Here is a 19,887-nt window from a genome sequence, read left to right as displayed (position 1 = left end):
ACGGGCAAGATGAGTTCCGTCGAGCAGATCAAGCAGTTGGTGCGTATCTCCGGCGAATTCGGCCGCCCCATCGCGACAGCGAAACAGGCACGAGAGATCATGAAGATCGGGGTCTTCTACGAAACGACGGAAGAGACGCTTCAGGCCAATGGCTTCGCGCCCAATCGCAACGGTGGCAACCAGGGATTCCTGCGCAAGCCGACCTGAAGCCTCCGGGGGCTCACATCCGAAGCCCTCATTCTGGCCAACAAATTTCGGAGCTGGCCACAGCCGAATGCGCCTTTGCGTCTTTTCGCACGCGAACCTTGATCAAGGAAAGAACAGATGACGATCTCATTGACCCGTAGAGAGCTCGTACTTGGAGCGGCAGCATCCCTGATGAGCAATCTGGCTGGCGCTCAGGGTACCAAGAGCTGGCCGACACGCCCCATCAAGGTCATCGTGCCAGGTGGAGCAGGCGGGGTGCTGGACGCGATGGCGCGCAAACTCTACACCCGACTCGGCGAAACGCTGGGCCAGCCATTTGTCATAGACAATCGCTCGGGCGCGAATGGATTGATCGGTACCTTGGCGGTCAAAACCGCGGCACCGGATGGCTATACGCTCTTGCATAGCACGGCATCATCCATGGTGATGGCCGAGGCACTGAATCCGGACCTTCCGGCCAAAACCCTGCGAGACCTGGAGCCCGTGGCGCTATCTGCAGTAGGTGGCGTACTGCTCGCAGTGCACTCTTCGGTACCTGCGAATACCCTCCCTGAACTGGTGGATCTGCTGCGAAGCGATCCCAAGAAATACCAATCGTACGGAAGTTGGGGAGTCGGTTCGAATGGACACCTGACGATGGAGTGGATCAAGCAGCGAACAGGCCTGACCATCAATCACGTCCCCTACAAAACAGCACCTGCGTTGCTGACGGATATTGTCTCGGGCGTGATTCCTATCGGCTGGGTTGACGTCGTTTCTCCGTTGGCCTTCATTGCGCAAGGAAAACTGCGCGGCATCGCGTTGTCAGGCACGGTTCGCAGTCCCAAACTGCCCGACGTCAAGACGCTGTCCGAGCAGGGCTATCCATTTACCGCCACGGGTTGGCAAGGTGTTTTTGCGCCGAAGAATACGCCATCGGAGTTGCTTGAGCGTCTGCATGCAGCCATCAATCATGAATTGGCTCAGCCGGAGTTCGGGGAATCACTTCGCCAGATGAACATCCCGCCTGCAACCCCGGTGAGTCGTCAAGCATTCATGCAAACGATCACGAACGACCTGGCTGTCTGGCGGAAGATCGTCGCCGACGGAAATATCAAGCCGGAGTGAGAGCTCATGAAGATTGCCTCTCACGTGGACAAGATAGGTCGCCTTCTGCAGCTTCGCGATCGACTCGACCCTCTTGCAGATTTTGAACTCTGGTATTGGACGTGCCTTACAGCGGGAACCAACATCTGGAACACCTCGCTGCATGCGACAGGATTGACCAGCGAAGATCGCGCTTTTTCCACGATCCCCGGTGTGCACGTCGTCCCTCAGAGCGATGGAAGCTGCCGCAGGGAGCTACGCGGACCGGGCGATGTGAGCCATGTCGGCTGGCCCGCCATTCCTGGCGACATGCCAGAGCCCATCCAGCGCCTGGAGGCCGCATTGCATGCACTGGAAGAACACCGTGATCCTTGCCTGCGCGGAGATCGCACGCCAACGCAAGCGATCGTCGAAGACTGCAATCTGGCGCTATCGCAAGCCATATCGGTATACGAGGCACTGGTCCGTCAGGACATGCATCCATGATCCCGGGAAATCACCGCGACAAAGCGGAACGAATTGAACGATCGCTGGCCAAGCTCACTGACTCGGATTGGGAGATTCGGATCGAGGCTGCCATGCTCGCAGGTACGCACTGGGTCAACTATGTGCTGCACAAAAGCGGCGTGAGTGGGATGTCCGAGGACATGGTGCATGCGTCCATGTGCATGGTCAGCGTACTTCGCAAGTACAAGCTTGCCGAGCCTGATTTGATCGCACAACTCGAAGAAATCGAGGAACTTCGCCCTCAGTTCGTCCGCGGTGACATGGACGGCGGTGCGGACGCTGCGAACAGAGCACTCGAGTTGCTTGAATTGATGGGAGAACGAGCGCGAAAAATTGCCTGAGCGAAGAGATGGCGAAGCCACCGTCTACAGACGACTGGACGATTCAGTCCCGTATTCGCCCAAATCAGCCATGTCAGCGGCTTGCCTACTCCATTGCGAGGCGCTGCAGCCGAACAGACTGCGGAACCAATGACTGAAGCTGCTGAGCCCGGAGAAGCCCAGCCGCTCGGCCACCTCGCCGAGCGGCAGGTCGCTCTCGCGCAAATGGCGCTTGACCAGATCCGATCGCACTTGGTCGAGCAGGCGGCTGAAGGTGAGACCCTCCGCATCGAGTTGACGGTACAGCGTACGGCGATCGACGTGCAGGAACCGTGCCACCTCCTGTGCACTGCAGGTGCCCCCAGGCAGCAGTGCCAGGATGATCTGGCGACAGGCTTCCTGCGCGCTTTCACTCCGATCCTTCAGGGCCGCTTCCAGGTATTTGCGCGCGAATCCCGCCGACACCTGGTCTGCGAACTCGCGCGGTTTCGACAAGTCGGTCGCCTTGCAGACCAAGCCGTTGAATTCCTGATTGAACTTGACGCTCCGTCCGAAGAATGCCCGATGTGCGGAGACGTCCTTGGGTGGGCGATGTGTGAAGCAGACTTCAAGCGGTTGCCAATGCGGTCCGATCAATTCGCTCAGCATGCGAAACATGCCGCCCACAGCGAGTTCCATCGACTGCCGCATTGCCAGCCCGGGGCTCGGCAGCAAGTCTTCCCGGATGATGACCACGCCGGCAGTGTCCTCAACCCGGATCGTCAGCGAGGTGTTCACCAGCTTCAGGTAGCGGCACAGAGTGTCGAGGGCATCCCTCGGCGTGGGCTCCTCCCTCAGCACGAGGCTGATGGGCCCGAGGACGGACAGCTTGCGCTTGGCCGCAAGACGCAGCGCAAGATCTTCGGTCTGCGTGGCACGGGCGGTGATTTCCAGCAACTCGCGCGCGGCATCTCTCGGGATCAGCGTCTCGGGGTCTTCGAGCAACTTCGCCTGCAGCCCCACGGCTCGCATGAAGACATGGGGATCCCGCCCGAGCGACTCCACCAACTCGACGTAGCCGTTCAAGGTGGCGCTGCGCATCAGTCGAGAGATTTGTCTCATAGGCTCACTCGTGAGACCCATTTTGGCACTGACCTTGCCCCCCTCGAGAGCATCCCCGAATACCAGGTGCGTTTTCGCTGGAAGAAGATCAGCATCGCGTTCTGGGACAACCGGCGGGAGCGCACGGCAATCATCTGCAAGCTGCCCGTACTGAAAGATCAGCATGAACTCTGCGACTTCAACCGTTCTCATCGTCCCCGGCCTGCGCGAGCATGTGCCGGACCACTGGCAGACCCTGCTGGCGGCCAAGCTGCCTCGCGTGCGCAGCGTCGCTCCGCTCGAACACGACAAGCTGAGTTGCGCGGCACGCGTCGACGCGATCGACCGCGCCCTCGCCGCCATCGAGGGACCGGTGATCATCGTGGCGCACAGCGCGGGCGCGATCATGGTGGCCCATTGGGCCGCCCTGCGCGCCACGCGCGAGATCCGCGGCGCACTGCTGGCGGCGCCCGCCGACCTCGAGACCCCCATGCCGGCGGGCTACCCGACGACCGAGGCGCTCGAACTCAATGGCTGGCTGCCGATCCCGCGCGCCAGGTTGCCGTTTCCGAGCATCGTTGCGGCGGGCAGCAACGATCCCCTCACCCGTCTCGATCGCGCCCGTGACTTCGCGCAGGCGTGGGGCAGCCGCTTCGTCGAACTCGGCCCGGTCGGGCATCTGAACCCGGCCTCGGGCCATGGCGAGTGGCCGCAGGCCGAGGCGTTCATTCGCGAACTCGCGTGAGCCCACGGGTCGTCCGGACTGGCGCGAAATGCCAAATGAGCAGCGTGATCCGGCAAACGGCCTCCTGCCTGCCTGTCCTACAGTGACAGCTCCCTCGGAACTCGACGGTGCCAGCATCGCCCCAGGGCGCAGGTCCACCTGTCCGTCGAAGTCCACTGTTCCACTGGAGACATGCAATGAACTTTCTCGACGGCCACCTGTTCCCCGAAAACCAGCAGCCCCTGATCATCACGGCCGCCCCCTATGCGCCGGGCTGGCTGCCCTCCGACTTCCCCGAAGACATCCCCGTCACCATGGAAGCGCAGATCCAGAAGGCGGTGGATTGCTACAACGCCGGCGCCACGGTGCTGCACCTGCATGTGCGCGAACTGGACGGCAAGGGCTCCAAGCGCCTGTCCAAGTTCAACGAGCTGATCGCCGGCGTGCGCAAGGCAGTCCCGGAGATGCTCATCCAGGTCGGCGGCTCGATCAGCTTTGCGCCGGAATCGGAAGGCGCCGCTGCCAAGTGGCTGAGCGACGACACCCGCCACATGCTGGCCGAACTCGACCCCAAGCCCGATCAGGTCACGGTGACGGTGAACACCTCGCAGATGAACGTGACCGAGCATGCGGAGCTGGCTGATTTCAAGGGCACCTCCCGGGAGATCCCCGCCATCTTCAGTGCCTACAAGGAGATGACGGTGCCCGCCCAGCCCGGCTGGGTGGAGGAGCACATCCGCCGGCTTTCCGCCGCCGGCATCCAGAGTGCCTTCCAGTGCTACAACATCAACAGCTTCGAGTCGGTGGAGCGCCTGATGCGCCGCGGCGTCTACAAGGGCCCGCTGGTCATGAACTGGGTCGCCATCAGTGGCGGCATGGATGCGCCCAACATCTACAACCTGGCCAACACGCTGCGCGCCGTGCCTGATGGCGCCGTGCTGACGGTCGAAAGCTCCGTGCGCAACGTGCTGCCGATCAACATGATGGGCATTGCCATGGGCCTGCATGTGCGCTGCGGCACCGAAGACGTCCTGTGGAACCAGTCGCGCACGGCCAAGATGAGCACGGTGTCGCAGATCGAGCAGCTGGTGCGCATCTCGCGCGAGTTCGGCCGCGAGATCGCCACGGCCCGGCAGGCCCGCGAGATCTCGAGGATCGGCGTCTTCTACGACACGGCGGAGGAGTCCCTGCAGGCCAACGGCTTCGCGCCGAATCGCAACGGCGGCAACCAGGGCTTCCTGCGCAAGGCCGCCTGATCGCGCCAGATCGAGTCAGCGGCCCTCCAGGCCTCGGAGCGCCTGCAGGATCGCGACCCGGCTCTGGCCAAGCACCATGCCCTGCCAGGCCGGGTCGTCACTGAGGAAGGCTCCGCGCATGGATTCGCGAATGCGTGCGGCGACGGCGGGCGGCGCGTCGGGATGGCGGCGCAGCCAGGCTTCGCCGCGCAGCGCATCCACCATCGCGTCGAACGGCACGGTGCCGAACTCCAGCGCCATCGATGTCGTCCGCGCGTCGGGGCACGCGGCATAGATCAGCGAGGCGACTTGGCCCGTGATGTCGGCAGAGGCGGACGTGCCCGCGAAGGGCACCGCCACATCGAGGCCCCACCAGCGCACGGCACGCTCCACCTCCTGGGGATCGCGGCGGCCCGCGAAGATCTTCTCGCCATGGCCCCATGGGCCGAGGCCGGTGTGGAAGTCGATCCAGCCGATCTCCTCGAACATGCCGCCATGCGTCCTCAGGATACGGCTGAGCGTGCCCAGCGATGCGCTGCGTGCAGCACCGCCGAAGAAAAGTCCTTCCGGGAACGCGTACTGCCCCCTCGACACCGCCGCGCGATACCGACCGTGCCCATGCTGCGAGACATAGGCCGCGATCGCCTCGCGGTTCTCCGGCGACGGAGGCCACACCGCCGGCACCAGCAGCGGATGCAGGCGGGCATAGTCCGCGTCGATCGGCAGCGGCGCATCGAAAGACTGCGCGTTGCGGTTGAGGTCGATGTTGTCCTCGTTGGTGCGGCTGAGCCAGGAGAAGCCGTACGGGTTGACGGCGTGGATCAGCAGCAGCGCGACACCGGCCTGGGCGGCGCGCGCGAGCAGGTCGTCGTCGGCCAACAGCGCGAGCTGGCAGGCCGAGCCGCAAAAGCCTTCGATGCCGTGGGTGGCCGAGGTGAGCACCAGCAAGGCACGCGCGCCGTCCGGACGGACCCACGCCACGTCCGTGCTCAGGGCTTCGCCGGACGCACCCGACGCCTCGATGAGGAAACTCTCGACACCGTCCGACCGCGAATGCGCGGCGGCGAGGAAGCGCCGGCGCGCCTGCGCGTAGTTCGCGGAGAAAAAGTGATCAACGATCGTGGGTGACGAAGTCATTGGCGCGCGCACTCATTGCGGTTCGAGCTTGATCGAATGGGCGATCTGGCGATAGCGCGCCACTTCGGACTCGTAGGCCTTCGCGGCTTCGGACACCGTCATCGGCGACGCCACCACCAGGCCCTGGGCCTCGAGCTGGCTGCGCACCGCCGGATCGGCCAGCACGACGCCGAGCGCCTTGTTGAGCCGTTGCACCACCTCGTCCGGCGTGCCCTTCTTCACGAAGTAGGCGTGCCAGAGCGTGAAGCTGAAGTCCTTGAGCTGCGTGCCGTCGTTCACGCTCGGGAATCTCGCGAGCAGGGGCGCCTCCACCTTGCCGGCCGGCGCAAGCGTGCCGACGATCTTCATGCGTCCGCCATCCGCCATCGCGATGATCTGCTGCTGGATCGGCGCGAGCATGAAGTCCACCTGGCCGGAGGCCAGGTCCTGCATCAGCGGCGCGCCGCCCTTGTAGGGCACGTGCGTCATCTTCGCGCCCGTGAGCACCGAGAGGCGCTCCCCGAGCACGTGGTAGAGCGAGCCGTAGCCGGTGCTGCCGAAAGTCAGCGGCGCGTCCTTGGCCGACTTGCGCGCCAGAGCGATCAACTCGTCCATCGAGTTCGCGGGCAGGTCCTTGCGGGTGACGGCCACCATCGGCGCCACACCGATCATCTGCACGATGCGGAACTCCTCGCTGGCGTACTTGACGGACGCATTGGTCAACGGCACGAGGATGGTCTCGTTCGGCGTGCCCTGGAACACGAGGTAGCCATCGGTCGGCGCGTGAAGCACCTTCTGCGCACCGATGGCGCCCCCGGCGCCGCCCAGGTTCTCGACGATCACGGGTTGCCCCAGTTGCCTGGCCAGCGCGGTGTTGACGACCCGCGCGATCACGTCGGACGAACCGCCCGCCGGATACGGAACCATCAGGCTCACCGGCTTGGACGGAAAGGCATCGGCCGCGTGGGCGCCCAATGTCATGAGAAGGCCTGCGACGCAGGCGGTCAGAGTGCTCTTGAGGTTCATTGCTGTTCTCCGGGACAGGGGGCTCGCACCTGCTTGCATGGCGCAACAGCAGGGGTCGACGGATGGTAAGAACAGAGACCTATCAGGAAAAGACAACATTTTCGCCACTAAGATCAGCGTTTGTTGTCATTAGCCAGGCCTCGAATGAAGCTGCAGCAACTTCGCGCCTGAAGGCAGGGAAGAAAGTTCGTCGGCGCCACCCTAGGCAAGCGAGAGGAGGGAAAGTTCGTCGAAACTTACCTGACCGAGTCGGCGGTTCAGTCTTGATATTGGAAAGTTCGTCTTGGAGGGGTAAAACGAATGCCCGGCAAGAGGTCAACAGATGAAGTCGCTCTCTCTGAGACACATAGTCACATGCAAGGCACTACCAGACGAAGTGGCGGCGGGACACGCTGGCCGCTCTACATTCCTGAACGACTACCCACGCTCAAGTTACTTCTTCGACACAGTGCGAGTTCTGGTCCTAGGACCGCTTCGTCATCTCTCGTGTCCCGATATCACCCTGCTGGCAACGTTGAATGGTCAGGGCACAGCGGTCTACGCCGCCAAGCACTCGATGCTTCCGCTCATGTGCTTTCCTCTCAGTCGTCGAGGTTGGAACCCTTTGATCCTTCAACATTATGGGATGCTACCGGGCCGACCGTTCGCCTATCTTTGTGTTGACTGTGCGGTCGAAGACGTAGCTGCAAGAGGATTCAGCCATTGGCACAGAACGCACCAAATTGTCGGCCGATTCCATTGCGCCAAACATCCTTCAATAAGATTGGTCAAAGTGGTTGGTCAAGACCCAATACTGTTCGGATAGATAAATTTGATGCAGAATGACTGCCGTCGCAACGACGGAGTCGAGCATGGCGAGAACCAAGGCGGTCCTGGGCAGCGGAGCCAGGCTGGCTGACTTTCTGAGCGCCAGCCTGCTGGCGCGGGTGGTGCCGGCCGAGGTGGTGAATGCGGTGCTCGACGCCCACGGCTGCAATTCGCAACGCGTGCGCAGCTTTCCGGCCGTGGCGGGGGCGTACTACTGCATGGCGCTGAGCCTGTATCCCGAGGCCGCCTACGAGGAGGTGTTCGCCGCCGTGTCGCAGGGCCTGGCGTGGGCCGCCGGCGCTGCCGAGCCACCCAGGGTGACCAAGTCCTCGATCAGTGGCTTGCGCAGCAAGATCGGCGCGGCGCCGATGCGTGAGTTGGTCAAGCGCTGCTGTGTGCCCATGGCCGACGCCCAGGCGCACCCCCACGCGTTCTATGCCGGGCTGAGGCTGGTCGCCATCGATGGCAGCACCTTCGAGCTGCCTGACGAGGCGGAGAATGCGGCGCATTTCGGCTACCCGGGCAGCCGAATAGGCCGCGCTGGCTACCCGCAGGCACGATGCATGGTCCTGGTGGAGTGCGCCACGCATGCGATCCTGGGCGCCAACCTGGGGCCCTACCGCAGCGGCGAGTGGGAGCTGTTCCAGCCGCTGTTGCCCCGGCTGGAGCCGGGCATGCTGTGCATGGCGGACCGGGGGTTCAATGGCTTCGAGCACTGGCAGCAGGCGAGGGCCACCGGGGCGCAGTTGCTTTGGCGCTGCGTGGCCAATCGCCAGTTGCCCGTCCATCGCATGCTCGACGACGGTTCGTACCTCAGTGCCATCCATCCCACGGGCGTGAGCCGCAGCGAGGCGATGAGCCAAGCCATCGTGGTGCGCGTCATCGAATACGCCTTGCCAGGACTGGCCGATGGACAACCGCGCTACCGGCTGTTGACCACCTTGCTGGACCCGCAAGTCGCCCCGGCGCTGGAACTGGCAGCGGTGTACCACCAGCGCTGGGAGATCGAGGGCGTGTTCGACGAGCTCAAGACGCACCTCAGGCAGAGCCGGCGCGTGCTGCGCAGCAAGACCGCGGAGCTCGTGCGCCAGGAGTTCTATGGCTGGGTGCTGGCGCATTACTCGGTGCGCTGGCTGCTGCATCAGGGCGCCACGCGGCATCGAATGGCGCATGCCGAGTTGTCCTTCACAGGGCATGTGCAGCTGCTACGCCGCGCACAGCCCCGCTCCGGGGCCTTTCCCCCCAGCGCGCCCGAGGCGTCGACGACGATGGTTCGATGAACTGCTCGAAGCCTGCGCCCGCATCCGCGCCACGCGCACGCTGAACAAGCGCTCGCCGCGGATGGTCAAGCGGCGCCACTCGCCCTACGCATCATTCGACCACCACGCGCCGACGCGTGTGCCCATCGATTGCACTCCCGAGATCATCGGCCCGCCTCGACCCCGACCTCGACCCGCCGATTCCCACATACCGCGCCGATTCAGGAGCTTCATGCCATAAGCGAACAGTATTGGGTCTTGAGCCGCCTTTGCCCCGACGTGGCCCAACTTCAGTTCGCAACCGAATGCGAACCGGCCGCTGCTACTGGACGGATCGACTGTCCGCAACGGCCACAAGCGGTCGGTCACGATCCCGATTCCCCGACTGCTTTGGAAGCCTAAGCCGACCTAAGTAAGCGGCCGACTCGGGCCGGCTCATTATTCTTGAGCAGGTCATGTCACAAGGTACCCCATCCTCCTGATTCTCTCGGTGGGGCACAGAGCGATCACACACGGCTAGTTGTTAGTCGCTGAAGTCGACGCATCGCAAGCCGTCTAAAGCAAGTGCAGGCCCGTTTCGCATCGCCCTAGCGAACCATTCACCCATTTCACAACGTAGCCGAGCCTAGATGGACTGTCGCAGACGTCATCAACCGATGCACATAGTCTCGTTTGTGCATAAAACCGACGTTCGAGCATTAGGGTTCCTCCCGATGAGTTTTCCCTCCCAAGGGAGCACATTTGCATAAAACGTGCTTTATGCACATAAATTCTCCGAGACAACGGTCCGGAGCGGCGAGAGCAGCAGCATTCTTAGGAGAGACGGATCATGAAAGTTAGGCGTGTCGTACTGGGGGTTGGTTCGAGCGGAATGTCGGGCGTGCTATCTGACGAAGAGGCGCGACGTAGCTCGGTGTTCAAGAGCGTGCCCGGGTTCGAGGCCACGTTGCTTTGGTCTACCACCGCGTCGAGCGAGGCGGGGAGCAAAGCAGCGTTCAGCGACCCGACCATCGAGGCCAACTTCCTTCCAGGTATCGGCGAGTCGCGCCTCATGTTCGTCACCTTCCCGCCCGACTCGGTGATGATGAGGGAGGACTTCGACGGCGCCGCATTCGGGGCGGAGTTCGGCCAATTGCTGCCGGGTCTGGCGGAAACGTTTGAGCCGGATGCACCTGGTATGCATACAACCGACAGCATCGACTACGACGTTGTCCTTGATGGCGAGATCAGCCTTGAACTCGACGATGGCAAAGAGGTGCTCCTGAAAAAGCACGATGTTGCAGTGCAGCAAGGCAATCGCCATGCCTGGCGTAACAAGGGCGACCGGCCCGCCACCATGCTCTTCGTGCTGATGGGCAAGAAGCGCGCCGGTTGATCTCGATTCGCGCATCGAACAAGCCGTCCGCCTGCCAGTCCGCGATCCTTTCCGGTGCGCCAGTGCTCAGCGCGCGGTGCCCGGTCATCTCCAATTCACACCACCATGACCAACCTCGATCAATCTGAAGCGGTGAAGACGCTGCTGGAGCTTGAGCAGCAACGCTGCAGCGCCATGATGAATGGCGACACCGAGCGCTTGCGTGAGTTGCTTCATCGCAATCTGATCCATGTCCACGCCAAAGGCCAGGTCGACGGCTTCGACAGCTACTTCAGCACGGGCGGGTTCAACGTCCATTACAAGCGGGTCGAGCGATCGGAACTCGATGTGCGGGTGATCGGCAACAGCGCGTTGATGACTGGCCGCCAGATGCTCGTCGGTGTTCGCAAGAACGGCACCGGCACCGTGACCATCGACTCCAGGGTCATGCAGGTCTGGGTGAAGGAGGGGGACCGCTGGCAACAGCTCGCCTTCCAGACCACGCCCACTGAAATGAGCGTTGCCTGACAAGCGCGCATCGCCTCTCGACACCACACACTGAAGGAATAGACATGTCGCTTCCCAAGAAAATGAAAGCCGCTCGGATGCACGAGGTCGGCGGTCCCATGCTGATTGAAGAGATGGACGTCCCGACGCCGCGCCCCACCGACGTGCTCGTCCGAGTCAAGGCATGCGGGATCGTCCCCAACCTCGGAAACATCCTCAAGAACTGGACCACCTGGTTCCCCGAGCGGCCGCTGCCGCCGTTGCCGGCGATCTTCGGTCTTGATCCGACGGGCGAAATCGTCGATGTCGGCGCACAGGTTCATACGTGGAAGCCGGGCGACCGCGTCTATGTGAATCCCGGGCGGTACTGTGGCGGATGTCGCGCCTGTCGCAGTGGCCAGCTCACCAGTTGCAGCCACTACACCTTCAACGGCTACTTCGGCTTCTCGCAAAACTCGATGGCAATCTTTCGGGATTACCCGTACGCCGGGCTGTGCGAATACATGACCGCGCCGCAGTACTCGCTCGTCAAGCTGCCCGACAGCGTGAGCTTCGACCAGGGGGCGCGATTCGGCTACCTCGGGACTGCCTACGCTGCGCTGCGCAAGGTCGACATGGGGGTTGGCAAGACGATGCTGATCAACGGTGCCAGCGGGACGCTAGGGATCGGCGCCGTGTTGTACGGGCTTGCGATGGGGGCGACGCGCATTTACGGCACGGCCCGCAATCGCGAGTTGCTCGAGCGTGTGAAAGCCATCGCGCCCGGTCGGATCGAGGTGCTTTCACTTGACGACGCGGAAGCTCCGGACGCCTGGGTTCTTCGTCAGACAGGCGACGGCGTTGACGTGTTTGTGGACTGCCTGGGCCCAGGGGCTCCGCACGAGACTTTTCTCGCCGGCATGCGGGCCCTCAAGCGGGGGGGCGCAGCTGTGAACATCGGCGCCATCGCGGGCGGCGTGCCCATCGATCTCCACACGATGATGGATTTGCGTCAGTCACTCGACGGCTCCGTGTGGTTCACCGCAGGCGAAGGACAGGACATGGCAGACATGTCGGAAGTCGGCTTGGTTGATCTGTCGATCTTCGAGCAGGTGGGTTTTCCGCTGGAGCAGGTCAACGAGGCCATTTCCGGCATCGAGAACCGCAACGGCGGCTTCAGCAACTACGTGATCCATCCCTGAACCTAACAAACGTCGGAGACCTCCATGAATTCGAATCAACATCGCCGCGACTTTGTTCGCGTCCTGGGCGGTGCCGCCTTGGCCGCATCGGTTCCGTCCGTATTCGTTCGCGCACAGGGCGCGGAATCACCGATCAAGTTCGGTTGGGCGATCTCGAAGACAGGGCCCTTTGCGGGCGGGGCTTCATCGGCTCAGATTCCGAATTACAAGCTCTGGGTCGACGACGTCAACAAGGCAGGAGGGATCTCGGTCGGCGGTGCCAAGCGCCGGATCGAGGTGGTCGAGTACGACGATCGAAGCCAGCCTGAGGAAGCAGTGCGCGCTATTGAACGCCTGGTCAACCAGGACAAGGTGGACTTCCTCCTGCCGCCGTGGGGCACCGGGATGAACCTTGCGGTCGCGCCCGCCTTCCACAAGGGCAATTTCCCGATGATCATGCCGAGCTGCATCACTGACAGGATGCCCGAGCTGGTGAAGCGCTGGGACAACATGTTCTCGCTCCTCGGAACCGCGTCTTCCTATTCGGATGCGATCGTGGCCGTGATGTCGCAGATGCGCAGCGAAGGAAAGATCGGCGACAAGGTGGCCATGGTGAATGTCACCGACCAGTTCGGCCTCGAGCTCGCCGCGGCCGCTCGCAAGTCGCTCAAGGCAGCCAAATTCGAGATTGTCCTGGACAGCAGCTACCCGATCACGACGCAGGACATGACACCGATGATCGCGGACGCCCAGCGTACCAACCCCGACGTCTTCCTCGGCTTCAGCTATCCGCCCGACACCATCGGCCTCACCGATTCGGCCCGTGTGCGAGGCTTCAATCCAAAGTTGTTCTATGCGGGCGTCGGGACCGCACTGCCGCTGTACCTTGGCAAGTTCGGACCGAACGTGGAGGGCGTGATGGGGCCGGGAGGATGGAATCCCGATACCGAGGCCATCAAGGCCTACATCGCACGACACAAGGCGCTCAACGGACAGCCGCCCGAGGAGTGGGTGAGCCTGCTGTGCTACTCAGGGTTGCAGGCGCTGCAACAGGCCATCGAGAAGGTGGGGAAGATCGATCGGCCGGCCATCGTCAAAACGTTGGCCTCGACGACCTTCGACACCGTCTTCGGACCTCTGAAGTTCGACAACCACATCCTTGTGGGTGGCTGGACGGTCGGCCAGTGGCAGTCGGGCACCTTCTCCGGTGTCGCGCCGAATCAGAAGGGTGTCAAGGCACCAATCGCAAAGCCGGCCTGGAAATCTGCCTGAGTCACGCATGCGGCTCCTCGATGCACTGCTCTTCGGCTTGACCCTGGGCGGCACCTATGCCTTGGTGGCTCTCGGCCTGAACCTCCAGTACGGCGTTGCGCGCATCCTCAATCTCGCCTACGGCGAGATGATGATTGCCGCAGCCCTGGGAGGACTGGTTCTGTTCACGCGCGCAGGCGTGTCGCCTCTGGTCTCTCTGCTCCTTCTGGTACCCATCGCCGCCGGCACCGGTGCACTGCTGTACCGGCTTGCCTTCGTGCCTCTGGTCCGGCGTGCGCGAAGTCGGGACGCCCTGGAGGGAGACAGCATCCTGTCGACCTTCGGTCTGCTGTTCGTCATCCAGGGCTTGATGCTGGCGATCTTCGGCGGCAACTACATGAGTTACTCCTATCTGTCGATTCCGGTCGAGATCTTCGGGACGACCGTCGCTGCGAATCGCTTGCTGGCACTGGCGGTTGCCCTGGTGCTCGGAACGCTGCTCTTCCTGCTCTTGACGCGCACCCGGATCGGCACTGCGTTGAGGGCCGTTGCCGTCGATCCTGCTTCTGCGCCTTTGGTCGCCATCGATGTGACCAAGATCGCGATGCTAGCCTTCGCACTCGGAACTGTTCTCGTCGCGGTGGCGGGTGTGCTCGTGAGCATGTTCTCCACCTTCAGCGCAACCATGGGCGTGTTGTTCACGATGAAGGCGCTGATCGTTGTCATCATGGGTGGCGTCGGCAATTTCGTTGGTTGCGTCCTTGCCGCTCTATTGCTCGGTGTCAGCGAAAGCCTGGTCTCGAGCTACGTAGACCCCGGTCTGACACTCGCGGCGAACTATGCGCTGTTCCTGATCGTTCTCGTCTTTCGGCCGTCGGGCTTGTTTGGGAGGCCCGGCCGGTGACCTCAATACCCAAACTCTTTCTTTTCGTCTCGCTCGTCTGCTTTGCTGGTCTCGCCTTCTTGCCGAGCGCAGGCAACGACTACACGACATCCCTGATGATCAATCTCCTGATGTACGCGGTGCTCGCAACCGCCTGGGGGATCTTCTGCGGCACGACGCGCCTCGTGTCGCTCGCCACGGTCGCGTTCTTCGGGGTCGGCTGCTACAGCGTCGCGGTGCTGTCGGATCTCCTGCCCTGGCCACTCGTCCTCGTGGTCGCAGCCCTGCTCGGCGGCCTGCTGGCACTGTTTGTCGGCCTGTGCACGCTGCGCCTCTCGGGCATGTACTTCGTGGTTTTCAGTTTCGGCATTGCCGAGCTTATCCGGCAAGTCGTCACCTGGTACGAGTCGAAGCTCGCGGGGTCCGTCGGCCGGTACGTGATGCTGGACATCACTGCGGAGCAGATCTACTGGCAGCTCCTGGCTCTTCTTGCCTTCCTGTGGCTGCTCGGCGCGTGGCTGTCTCGTTCGCGCCTGGGCTTCGCGTTGCGTCTAATTGGCGAGGACGAGATGGCGGCCCGAAGTTGCGGCATCAACACGGTCGGAGTGCGTCTAGTGGTGTTCACGGTGACTGCGATGTTCATGGCTGTCGCGGGGGCCATCGTCGCGCCCAGGTGGACGTACATCGAACCCTCGATTGCATTCAATTCGCTGGTGTCCTTCCAGGTGGTTGTGATGGCACTGCTGGGCGGCATTGCAGCGTTCTATGGTCCTGTGCTTGGCGTTGTGCCCTTGGTGCTGGCGTTTGAAGTGCTCACCAAGTACTTCCCAGATCACTTCAGCATTGTGCTAGGCGCAATCTTCCTGCTGATTGTCTATGTGCTGCCGGGCGGCCTCCTGGGCCTCATCGCCAAACGGAGGAATCAACCGTGAGCGCGCGCCTGCTCGAGGTCAGTGACCTGTCGCGCCGATTTGGCGGGCTCAAGGCGGTCGAAGGGATGTCGCTACACGTCGAGAAGGGTGAGATCGTTGGCTTGCTGGGGCCCAACGGCTCCGGCAAGACGACCGCGCTGAACCTGATCAGCGGCGCATTGAAACCCGATCGGGGCTCCGTCAAGTTGGACGGCCACGAAACGGCCGGATCTCCCAACTTCAGGGTGGCCAGACTGGGCATCGCTCGAACCTACCAGCTGGTCCGCCTCTTCAAGACCATGACCGTGCTCGAGAACGTCGTGGCTGGCATGTCGTTCACGCACGAACATCGATACGGCAGCAAAGCTCACGCCGCGGCGATCGCGTTGCTCGAGCGTGTAGGGCTCGGATCAAGGACTGCCGACCGAGCCGAAGAGCTGACCTACATCGATCAGAAGCGCCTGGAACTTGCACGCTGCCTGGCCAGTCGGCCTCGTGTCCTGCTACTCGACGAGTGGCTCGCAGGCCTCAACCCCACAGAGTTGTTGCAGGCGATCGAACTGGTCCGTTCATTGAAGGACGAAGGCGTGTCCATCTTGATGGTCGAACATGTGCTGGAGGCGGTCAGATCCCTGTGCGACCACTGCGTCGTGATGAATGCGGGCCAGCGGATCGCGGTCGGCTCGCCTCACACCGTGCTCAAGGATCCCGAGGTCGTCCGCGCTTACCTGGGAGATGAAAATGCTTGAGGTCCGAGCGCTCAGTGCGCACTACGGGAAGCACCAGGCGCTGGCCGATGTGCAGATCCACGTCGGTTCCGGGGAAGTTGTCAGCGTGCTCGGAGCGAACGGCGCAGGAAAGTCCACGCTGCTGAAGTGCATCGCGGGGCTGATGTCCGCCCCTGGAGCTGTGATCTCGCTCGGTGGCAAATCTCTGGGCGCACTCAGGTCAGATGAACGTGTCGAGGGCGGCGTTGCCCTCGTGCCGGAAGGCCGTGGCGTTTTCGGAGAGCTGACGGTGAAGGAGAACCTGTTCATCGGTGCCTATCCGCGTCGCGCCAGGGCCAACGAGGCGCGCAACCTGCAGCGCGTTCTGGAACTGTTTCCGCGACTGCGCGAGCGCCTGTCTCAGAGCGTGCGGACCATGAGCGGAGGCGAGCAGCAGATGGTAGCCATCGGTCGCGCGCTGATGTCGAACCCCGATGTGCTCCTGCTCGACGAGCCTTCGCTCGGGCTTTCGCCACTGATGGTGTCCGAGCTCTTCAAGTCGCTGGAGCGCGTGCGCGACGACAAGGTATCGATCCTCTTGGTCGAGCAGAATGCGAAGCGAAGCCTGGCTCTTTCGAGCCGCGGCTACTTGCTCGAGCAGGGACGCGTGGTCGGTACGGACAGTGCCTCGGCCCTGCTTGCCAGCGAGGCCGTCCAGCGCGCCTATCTCGGCGGCTGATCACAGGAAGGTGGTCCTAGGGGAGGCGAGGCGGCTTCGGACGCCTCGCTTGCTTCAGGTGGTCAAGCTGCGCAAGAAGTGCTGCAGCATCGCGATTCCGTCTGCAGTGGTTTTCGCAGTGCCGTACACATAGTTGTCAGGCCTCGCAATGACCACCGACTGGCCCAGGGAAGCCAGCCATGGGGCCATCACAGCTTCAAGTTCTTCGACGTGTACCGTTGGCGTCTCGGTCGACCTGTTCGAACCGATCTGGATCAGCGCGCCGCCGCAGAGCTCCAGAAGGCCAAGCAACTGTGCTTCTGCAGCCGCGTCAACTTCTCCAAGAACTGCCACGCGGATGCCACGGCCGGTCAGATCGTCGAGGCGGCCTTCGAAGCTTGAAGCCCTGACATTGGGCTGAGGGACCAGCGAGCCGGCCCCGGGCGAATCTGCTGCGATCAGCCCGAACTTCAATGAGGGAATCATGTTCTGCCGGAACACCGTGCGCACCTGCCCACCCTGCTCGGCCACCAGGCGCTCATCGCGCTGGCGAGCCAGTTCGGGATCGCGCTCGCAGATGACGCGTCCCAATTCGATCGCGGTCAGCGTCGTTTCGACGACGTGGGGCCGGCGCTCCTCCCCATAAGTGTCGAGAAGCGACGTCGGTGAAGTGCCGGCCAGGACCCGTGCGAGCTTCCAGGCGAGGTTCTGGGCATCTCGGAGGCCTTGGGCCATCCCTTGCGCCATGAACGGCGGCGTCATGTGAGCCGCATCGCCCGCGAGAAGGATTCGCCCCTGGCGCCATTCGTTGGCGACCAAGCCATGGAACCGGTAGGCGGCAGCGCGCCAGAGCTTCCCATCCCCCGGCCGGATCCAGCGCTCGAGCAATGGCCACAGTTCGTGCTCGGGAAATTCGGGCGACAGGCTGTCTCCGGGCAGAAGCATGATCTCCCAGCGACGATGGTTGCCTGGCAAAACAACGAATGTCGATGGACGACCGGCCTCGCAGTACTGAACTTGCGTCTGAGGCAGATCGTCCAGTTTGTCGTCGTTGATGATGGCGTCCACCACCAGCCAGGGCTCATGGAAGTTCAGGTCCTCCAGGTCGATGCCCAGGCGTGTGCGAATTGGGCTCGCGCCCCCGTCGCAGGCAACCAGGTACTTGCCCGTGACGCGGGTAGGCTCCTCTTCTCCGCGAAGGCGCACGTCGATCCAGGCGCCAGTGGAATCCTGCCCCTGTGCAATGACCTCGGCCTCAAGGTGCACCTGGACCGACTCCAGTTCCGAAAGTCTTGTCCGGATGATTCCCTCAAAGGCAGGCTGGTCAAATACGTAGTTCGGCGCCCAGCCAAGACGAAATGGCGGAGGCGCCATGTCCAGGCGCTTGATCAACTGGCCTTCCATGCCGCGATACTCACTGGGACGATAGGAAGCGGTGTGCTTCTGGACCTGGTCCGCAATGCCAAGTTCCTGCACGATTCGCATGACCTCGTGGTCGAGGCCGATCGCCCTTGGCAGGGGATAGAGATCGGGCAACTTGTCGAAAGCGGCAACGCGGAAGCCGCGCTGTCCCAGCAGGGCAGCCAGTGTTGCCCCGGTCGGGCCAAGGCCCACGATGATGACGTCAACGTTCATTTCAGACTCATTCGTATTTCTAAGGCAAGAACTAGCCAGGGAGGCGTGTGGATTGAAAGTCGACCAGGCGCCACCCATCGTGGCGCTTCCACACCTCGATGGCCCATGATGAAAGCGTCACAGGCTCAGACTCGCCCGCGCGAATGACGCGTTGGACGAGCAAACCGGTGATCACGGCGACTTCGCCAAACTCCTTCACCACCCGCGACTCGAGGCGAACGTCCAGGAATCTGAGCTTGTCGCGCACAAACCGGAGATAGGCGGTGCGGTCGTGTGCCACGCCCGTAGCGTGCACGTAGCGAAGTTCGTCGGCGACGAGCGCGGACAGCCGCTCGAGGTCACCGGCCATCAGCGCCCTGAGGCGCTCAGCACTGCAGACTTCAACGTCGGCGAACATCAGGTGTCCAAAGAGATGCCGGTCACGTTCACGATGTCTTTCCAGCGCTTGTAGTCAGCCTCGAGAAGCCGCTTGAGGCCTGCTGCGTCCACGGCTCGGGGTTCGACCTCCAGTCGCTTCGCGGCAGCGATCATTTCCGGCTTGGCCACGGCAACGTTGAGTCGATCCTGAAGTTTTGCGACGGTGGCGGCAGGAACCTTCGATGAAGTGAACAAGCCGTACCACTCGACGAGTTCGACAGCGGGGAGCTTCAGTTCGGTGAACGTCGGAACCAACGGCAGCGACGCGACGCGGGTCGGATTGGTAACAGCCAGAATCCGTATGCGACCCGCCCGGTGATATTCGAGCAATGTGGGCAGCGGGTTAAAGGTTGACACGACCTGGCCACCCATCAAGTCCTGCAGCCCTGGCGCAACTCCCTTGTAGGGCACGTGCGCAAGCGGCGTCCCGATCTCGCGGCCGAGGATTGTGCCGAGAAAGTGGGGAGCGGTGCCCGGACCCGGTGTCGCAAAGGTAGCGTCCTTGGCATTCTTCTTCGCCCATTCCGCGAACTCCGCAAACGTCTTGATGGGCGACGATCCCTGCACTGCAAATCCGAAGGAGTGATCGCACACGCATCCGATTGGAGCGAAGTCGTTGAGACTGTCATACATCGGCTTCTTGTAAAGATGCGGCACGAGCGACAAGATCGACGACGGTGTGAGCAGAAGCGCACTGCCGTTCGGCGTGGCCTGACGCACGGCATCGGCTGCCAGTTGCCCCGAGGCGCCAGGCTTGTTCTCGACGATCATGCTCTGACCCGGCTGTGCCACCAGCGGTGCGACGACCCGGGCGAGACTGTCGGCAGTCCCTCCGGCGGGAAAGCCGACGATGATCCGCGCTGCATTTGCAGACTGGGCGAAGGCCGCGAGACTTGAAGTTCCCAGTCCCAGAGCCGATGCGGCGCCTAGGATCTGGCGGCGAGTGAATGTGCTGTTCAAGACATGTTCCGGAAGAG

General features: G+C 62.7%; 20 protein-coding genes and 1 pseudogene. 15 read left to right on the top strand and 6 right to left on the bottom strand.

The window, feature by feature from the left end; translation table 11 throughout:
* From AC1DYK_RS26500 to AC1DYK_RS26485, 4 genes and pseudogenes are all read left to right on the top strand, one after another.
* Positions 1-207: pseudogene (locus AC1DYK_RS26500) on the top strand (3-keto-5-aminohexanoate cleavage protein); the annotation flags it as partial.
* Between the two features lie 117 nt (positions 208-324).
* Complete coding sequence (locus AC1DYK_RS26495) at positions 325-1,314, top strand: Bug family tripartite tricarboxylate transporter substrate binding protein (protein WP_478169013.1); 990 nt, start codon at positions 325-327, stop codon at positions 1,312-1,314.
* Positions 1,315-1,320: 6 nt separating this feature from the next.
* Positions 1,321-1,779: a hypothetical protein gene (locus AC1DYK_RS26490; protein ID WP_478169012.1), complete on the top strand. Its 459-nt coding sequence runs from the start codon at positions 1,321-1,323 to the stop codon at positions 1,777-1,779.
* A complete protein-coding gene (locus tag AC1DYK_RS26485) occupies positions 1,776-2,141 on the top strand; it encodes a hypothetical protein (RefSeq protein WP_478169011.1) in 366 nt (121 codons plus the stop codon). Before AC1DYK_RS26490 ends, AC1DYK_RS26485 begins: the two co-directional genes overlap by 4 nt.
* A gap of 24 nt (positions 2,142-2,165) precedes the next feature.
* Here AC1DYK_RS26485 and AC1DYK_RS26480 read toward each other — a convergent pair whose 3' ends face one another.
* Positions 2,166-3,200 carry an AraC family transcriptional regulator gene (locus AC1DYK_RS26480; protein WP_478169010.1) on the bottom strand — a complete coding sequence of 345 codons (1,035 nt, stop codon included), beginning with the start codon at positions 3,198-3,200 and terminating at the stop codon, positions 2,166-2,168.
* 184 nt (positions 3,201-3,384) lie between these two features.
* Between AC1DYK_RS26480 and AC1DYK_RS26475 the strand changes: the two genes are divergently transcribed.
* Together AC1DYK_RS26475 and AC1DYK_RS26470 are read left to right on the top strand one after the other, a co-directional pair.
* Positions 3,385-3,945 (top strand): RBBP9/YdeN family alpha/beta hydrolase, encoded by a 561-nt coding sequence (locus AC1DYK_RS26475; protein ID WP_478169009.1) that lies wholly within the window; start codon positions 3,385-3,387, stop codon positions 3,943-3,945.
* A 176-nt stretch (positions 3,946-4,121) separates the two neighbouring features.
* Positions 4,122-5,180, top strand: coding sequence for a beta-keto acid cleavage family enzyme (locus tag AC1DYK_RS26470; protein ID WP_478169008.1), 1,059 nt, complete (start codon positions 4,122-4,124; stop codon positions 5,178-5,180).
* Positions 5,181-5,195: 15 nt separating this feature from the next.
* On the opposite strand, the gene AC1DYK_RS26465 is transcribed toward AC1DYK_RS26470, so the two are convergent.
* Together AC1DYK_RS26465 and AC1DYK_RS26460 are read right to left on the bottom strand one after the other, a co-directional pair.
* Positions 5,196-6,296 (bottom strand): M14 family metallopeptidase, encoded by a 1,101-nt coding sequence (locus tag AC1DYK_RS26465; protein WP_478169007.1) that lies wholly within the window; start codon positions 6,294-6,296, stop codon positions 5,196-5,198.
* A gap of 12 nt (positions 6,297-6,308) precedes the next feature.
* Positions 6,309-7,301, bottom strand: coding sequence for a Bug family tripartite tricarboxylate transporter substrate binding protein (locus AC1DYK_RS26460; RefSeq protein WP_478169006.1), 993 nt, complete (start codon positions 7,299-7,301; stop codon positions 6,309-6,311).
* Positions 7,302-8,152: 851 nt separating this feature from the next.
* On the opposite strand from AC1DYK_RS26460, the gene AC1DYK_RS26455 reads away from it, so the two are divergent.
* The 9 genes from AC1DYK_RS26455 (at position 8,153) to AC1DYK_RS26415 (ending at position 16,879) form a co-directional block, all read left to right on the top strand.
* Positions 8,153-9,388, top strand: a complete 1,236-nt coding sequence (locus tag AC1DYK_RS26455) for an IS4 family transposase (protein ID WP_478169005.1) — start codon at positions 8,153-8,155, stop codon at positions 9,386-9,388.
* Positions 9,389-10,196: 808 nt separating this feature from the next.
* Complete coding sequence (locus AC1DYK_RS26450; protein ID WP_478169004.1) at positions 10,197-10,742, top strand: cupin domain-containing protein; 546 nt, start codon at positions 10,197-10,199, stop codon at positions 10,740-10,742.
* Between the two features lie 105 nt (positions 10,743-10,847).
* Entirely contained in the window at positions 10,848-11,249 is a 402-nt protein-coding gene (locus tag AC1DYK_RS26445) for a nuclear transport factor 2 family protein (protein WP_478169003.1), read from the top strand.
* 44 nt (positions 11,250-11,293) lie between these two features.
* Positions 11,294-12,409 (top strand): alcohol dehydrogenase catalytic domain-containing protein, encoded by a 1,116-nt coding sequence (locus tag AC1DYK_RS26440; RefSeq protein ID WP_478169002.1) that lies wholly within the window; start codon positions 11,294-11,296, stop codon positions 12,407-12,409.
* Between the two features lie 78 nt (positions 12,410-12,487).
* Positions 12,488-13,660, top strand: a complete 1,173-nt coding sequence (locus AC1DYK_RS26435; RefSeq protein ID WP_478169001.1) for an amino acid ABC transporter substrate-binding protein — start codon at positions 12,488-12,490, stop codon at positions 13,658-13,660.
* 7 nt (positions 13,661-13,667) lie between these two features.
* On the top strand, positions 13,668-14,543 hold the full coding sequence (locus AC1DYK_RS26430) for a branched-chain amino acid ABC transporter permease (protein ID WP_478169000.1): 876 nt from the start codon (positions 13,668-13,670) through the stop codon (positions 14,541-14,543).
* Positions 14,540-15,454 (top strand): branched-chain amino acid ABC transporter permease, encoded by a 915-nt coding sequence (locus AC1DYK_RS26425; RefSeq protein WP_478168999.1) that lies wholly within the window; start codon positions 14,540-14,542, stop codon positions 15,452-15,454. Before AC1DYK_RS26430 ends, AC1DYK_RS26425 begins: the two co-directional genes overlap by 4 nt.
* Positions 15,451-16,182 (top strand): ABC transporter ATP-binding protein, encoded by a 732-nt coding sequence (locus AC1DYK_RS26420; protein ID WP_478168998.1) that lies wholly within the window; start codon positions 15,451-15,453, stop codon positions 16,180-16,182. Before AC1DYK_RS26425 ends, AC1DYK_RS26420 begins: the two co-directional genes overlap by 4 nt.
* Entirely contained in the window at positions 16,175-16,879 is a 705-nt protein-coding gene (locus AC1DYK_RS26415) for an ABC transporter ATP-binding protein (protein WP_478168997.1), read from the top strand. Before AC1DYK_RS26420 ends, AC1DYK_RS26415 begins: the two co-directional genes overlap by 8 nt.
* 54 nt (positions 16,880-16,933) lie before the next feature.
* Here the strand turns inward: AC1DYK_RS26415 and AC1DYK_RS26410 are convergent, their stop codons facing one another.
* The 3 genes from AC1DYK_RS26410 to AC1DYK_RS26400 are packed head-to-tail and all read right to left on the bottom strand — an operon-like array spanning position 16,934 to position 19,870.
* Positions 16,934-18,493: a bifunctional 3-(3-hydroxy-phenyl)propionate/3-hydroxycinnamic acid hydroxylase gene (locus tag AC1DYK_RS26410; protein ID WP_478168996.1), complete on the bottom strand. Its 1,560-nt coding sequence runs from the start codon at positions 18,491-18,493 to the stop codon at positions 16,934-16,936.
* A gap of 31 nt (positions 18,494-18,524) precedes the next feature.
* Positions 18,525-18,890 (bottom strand): nuclear transport factor 2 family protein, encoded by a 366-nt coding sequence (locus AC1DYK_RS26405; RefSeq protein ID WP_478168995.1) that lies wholly within the window; start codon positions 18,888-18,890, stop codon positions 18,525-18,527.
* Positions 18,890-19,870, bottom strand: coding sequence for a tripartite tricarboxylate transporter substrate-binding protein (locus AC1DYK_RS26400; protein ID WP_478168994.1), 981 nt, complete (start codon positions 19,868-19,870; stop codon positions 18,890-18,892). The genes AC1DYK_RS26405 and AC1DYK_RS26400 overlap by 1 nt, the downstream gene beginning before the upstream one ends.
* Positions 19,871-19,887: the final 17 nt, after the last annotated feature.

The sequence above is a fragment of the Variovorax sp. P2_H12 genome, from assembly GCF_056403395.1.
The sequence above is the reverse complement of the archived record's forward strand: the minus strand, read 5'-3'. Positions and strand labels throughout refer to the sequence as shown.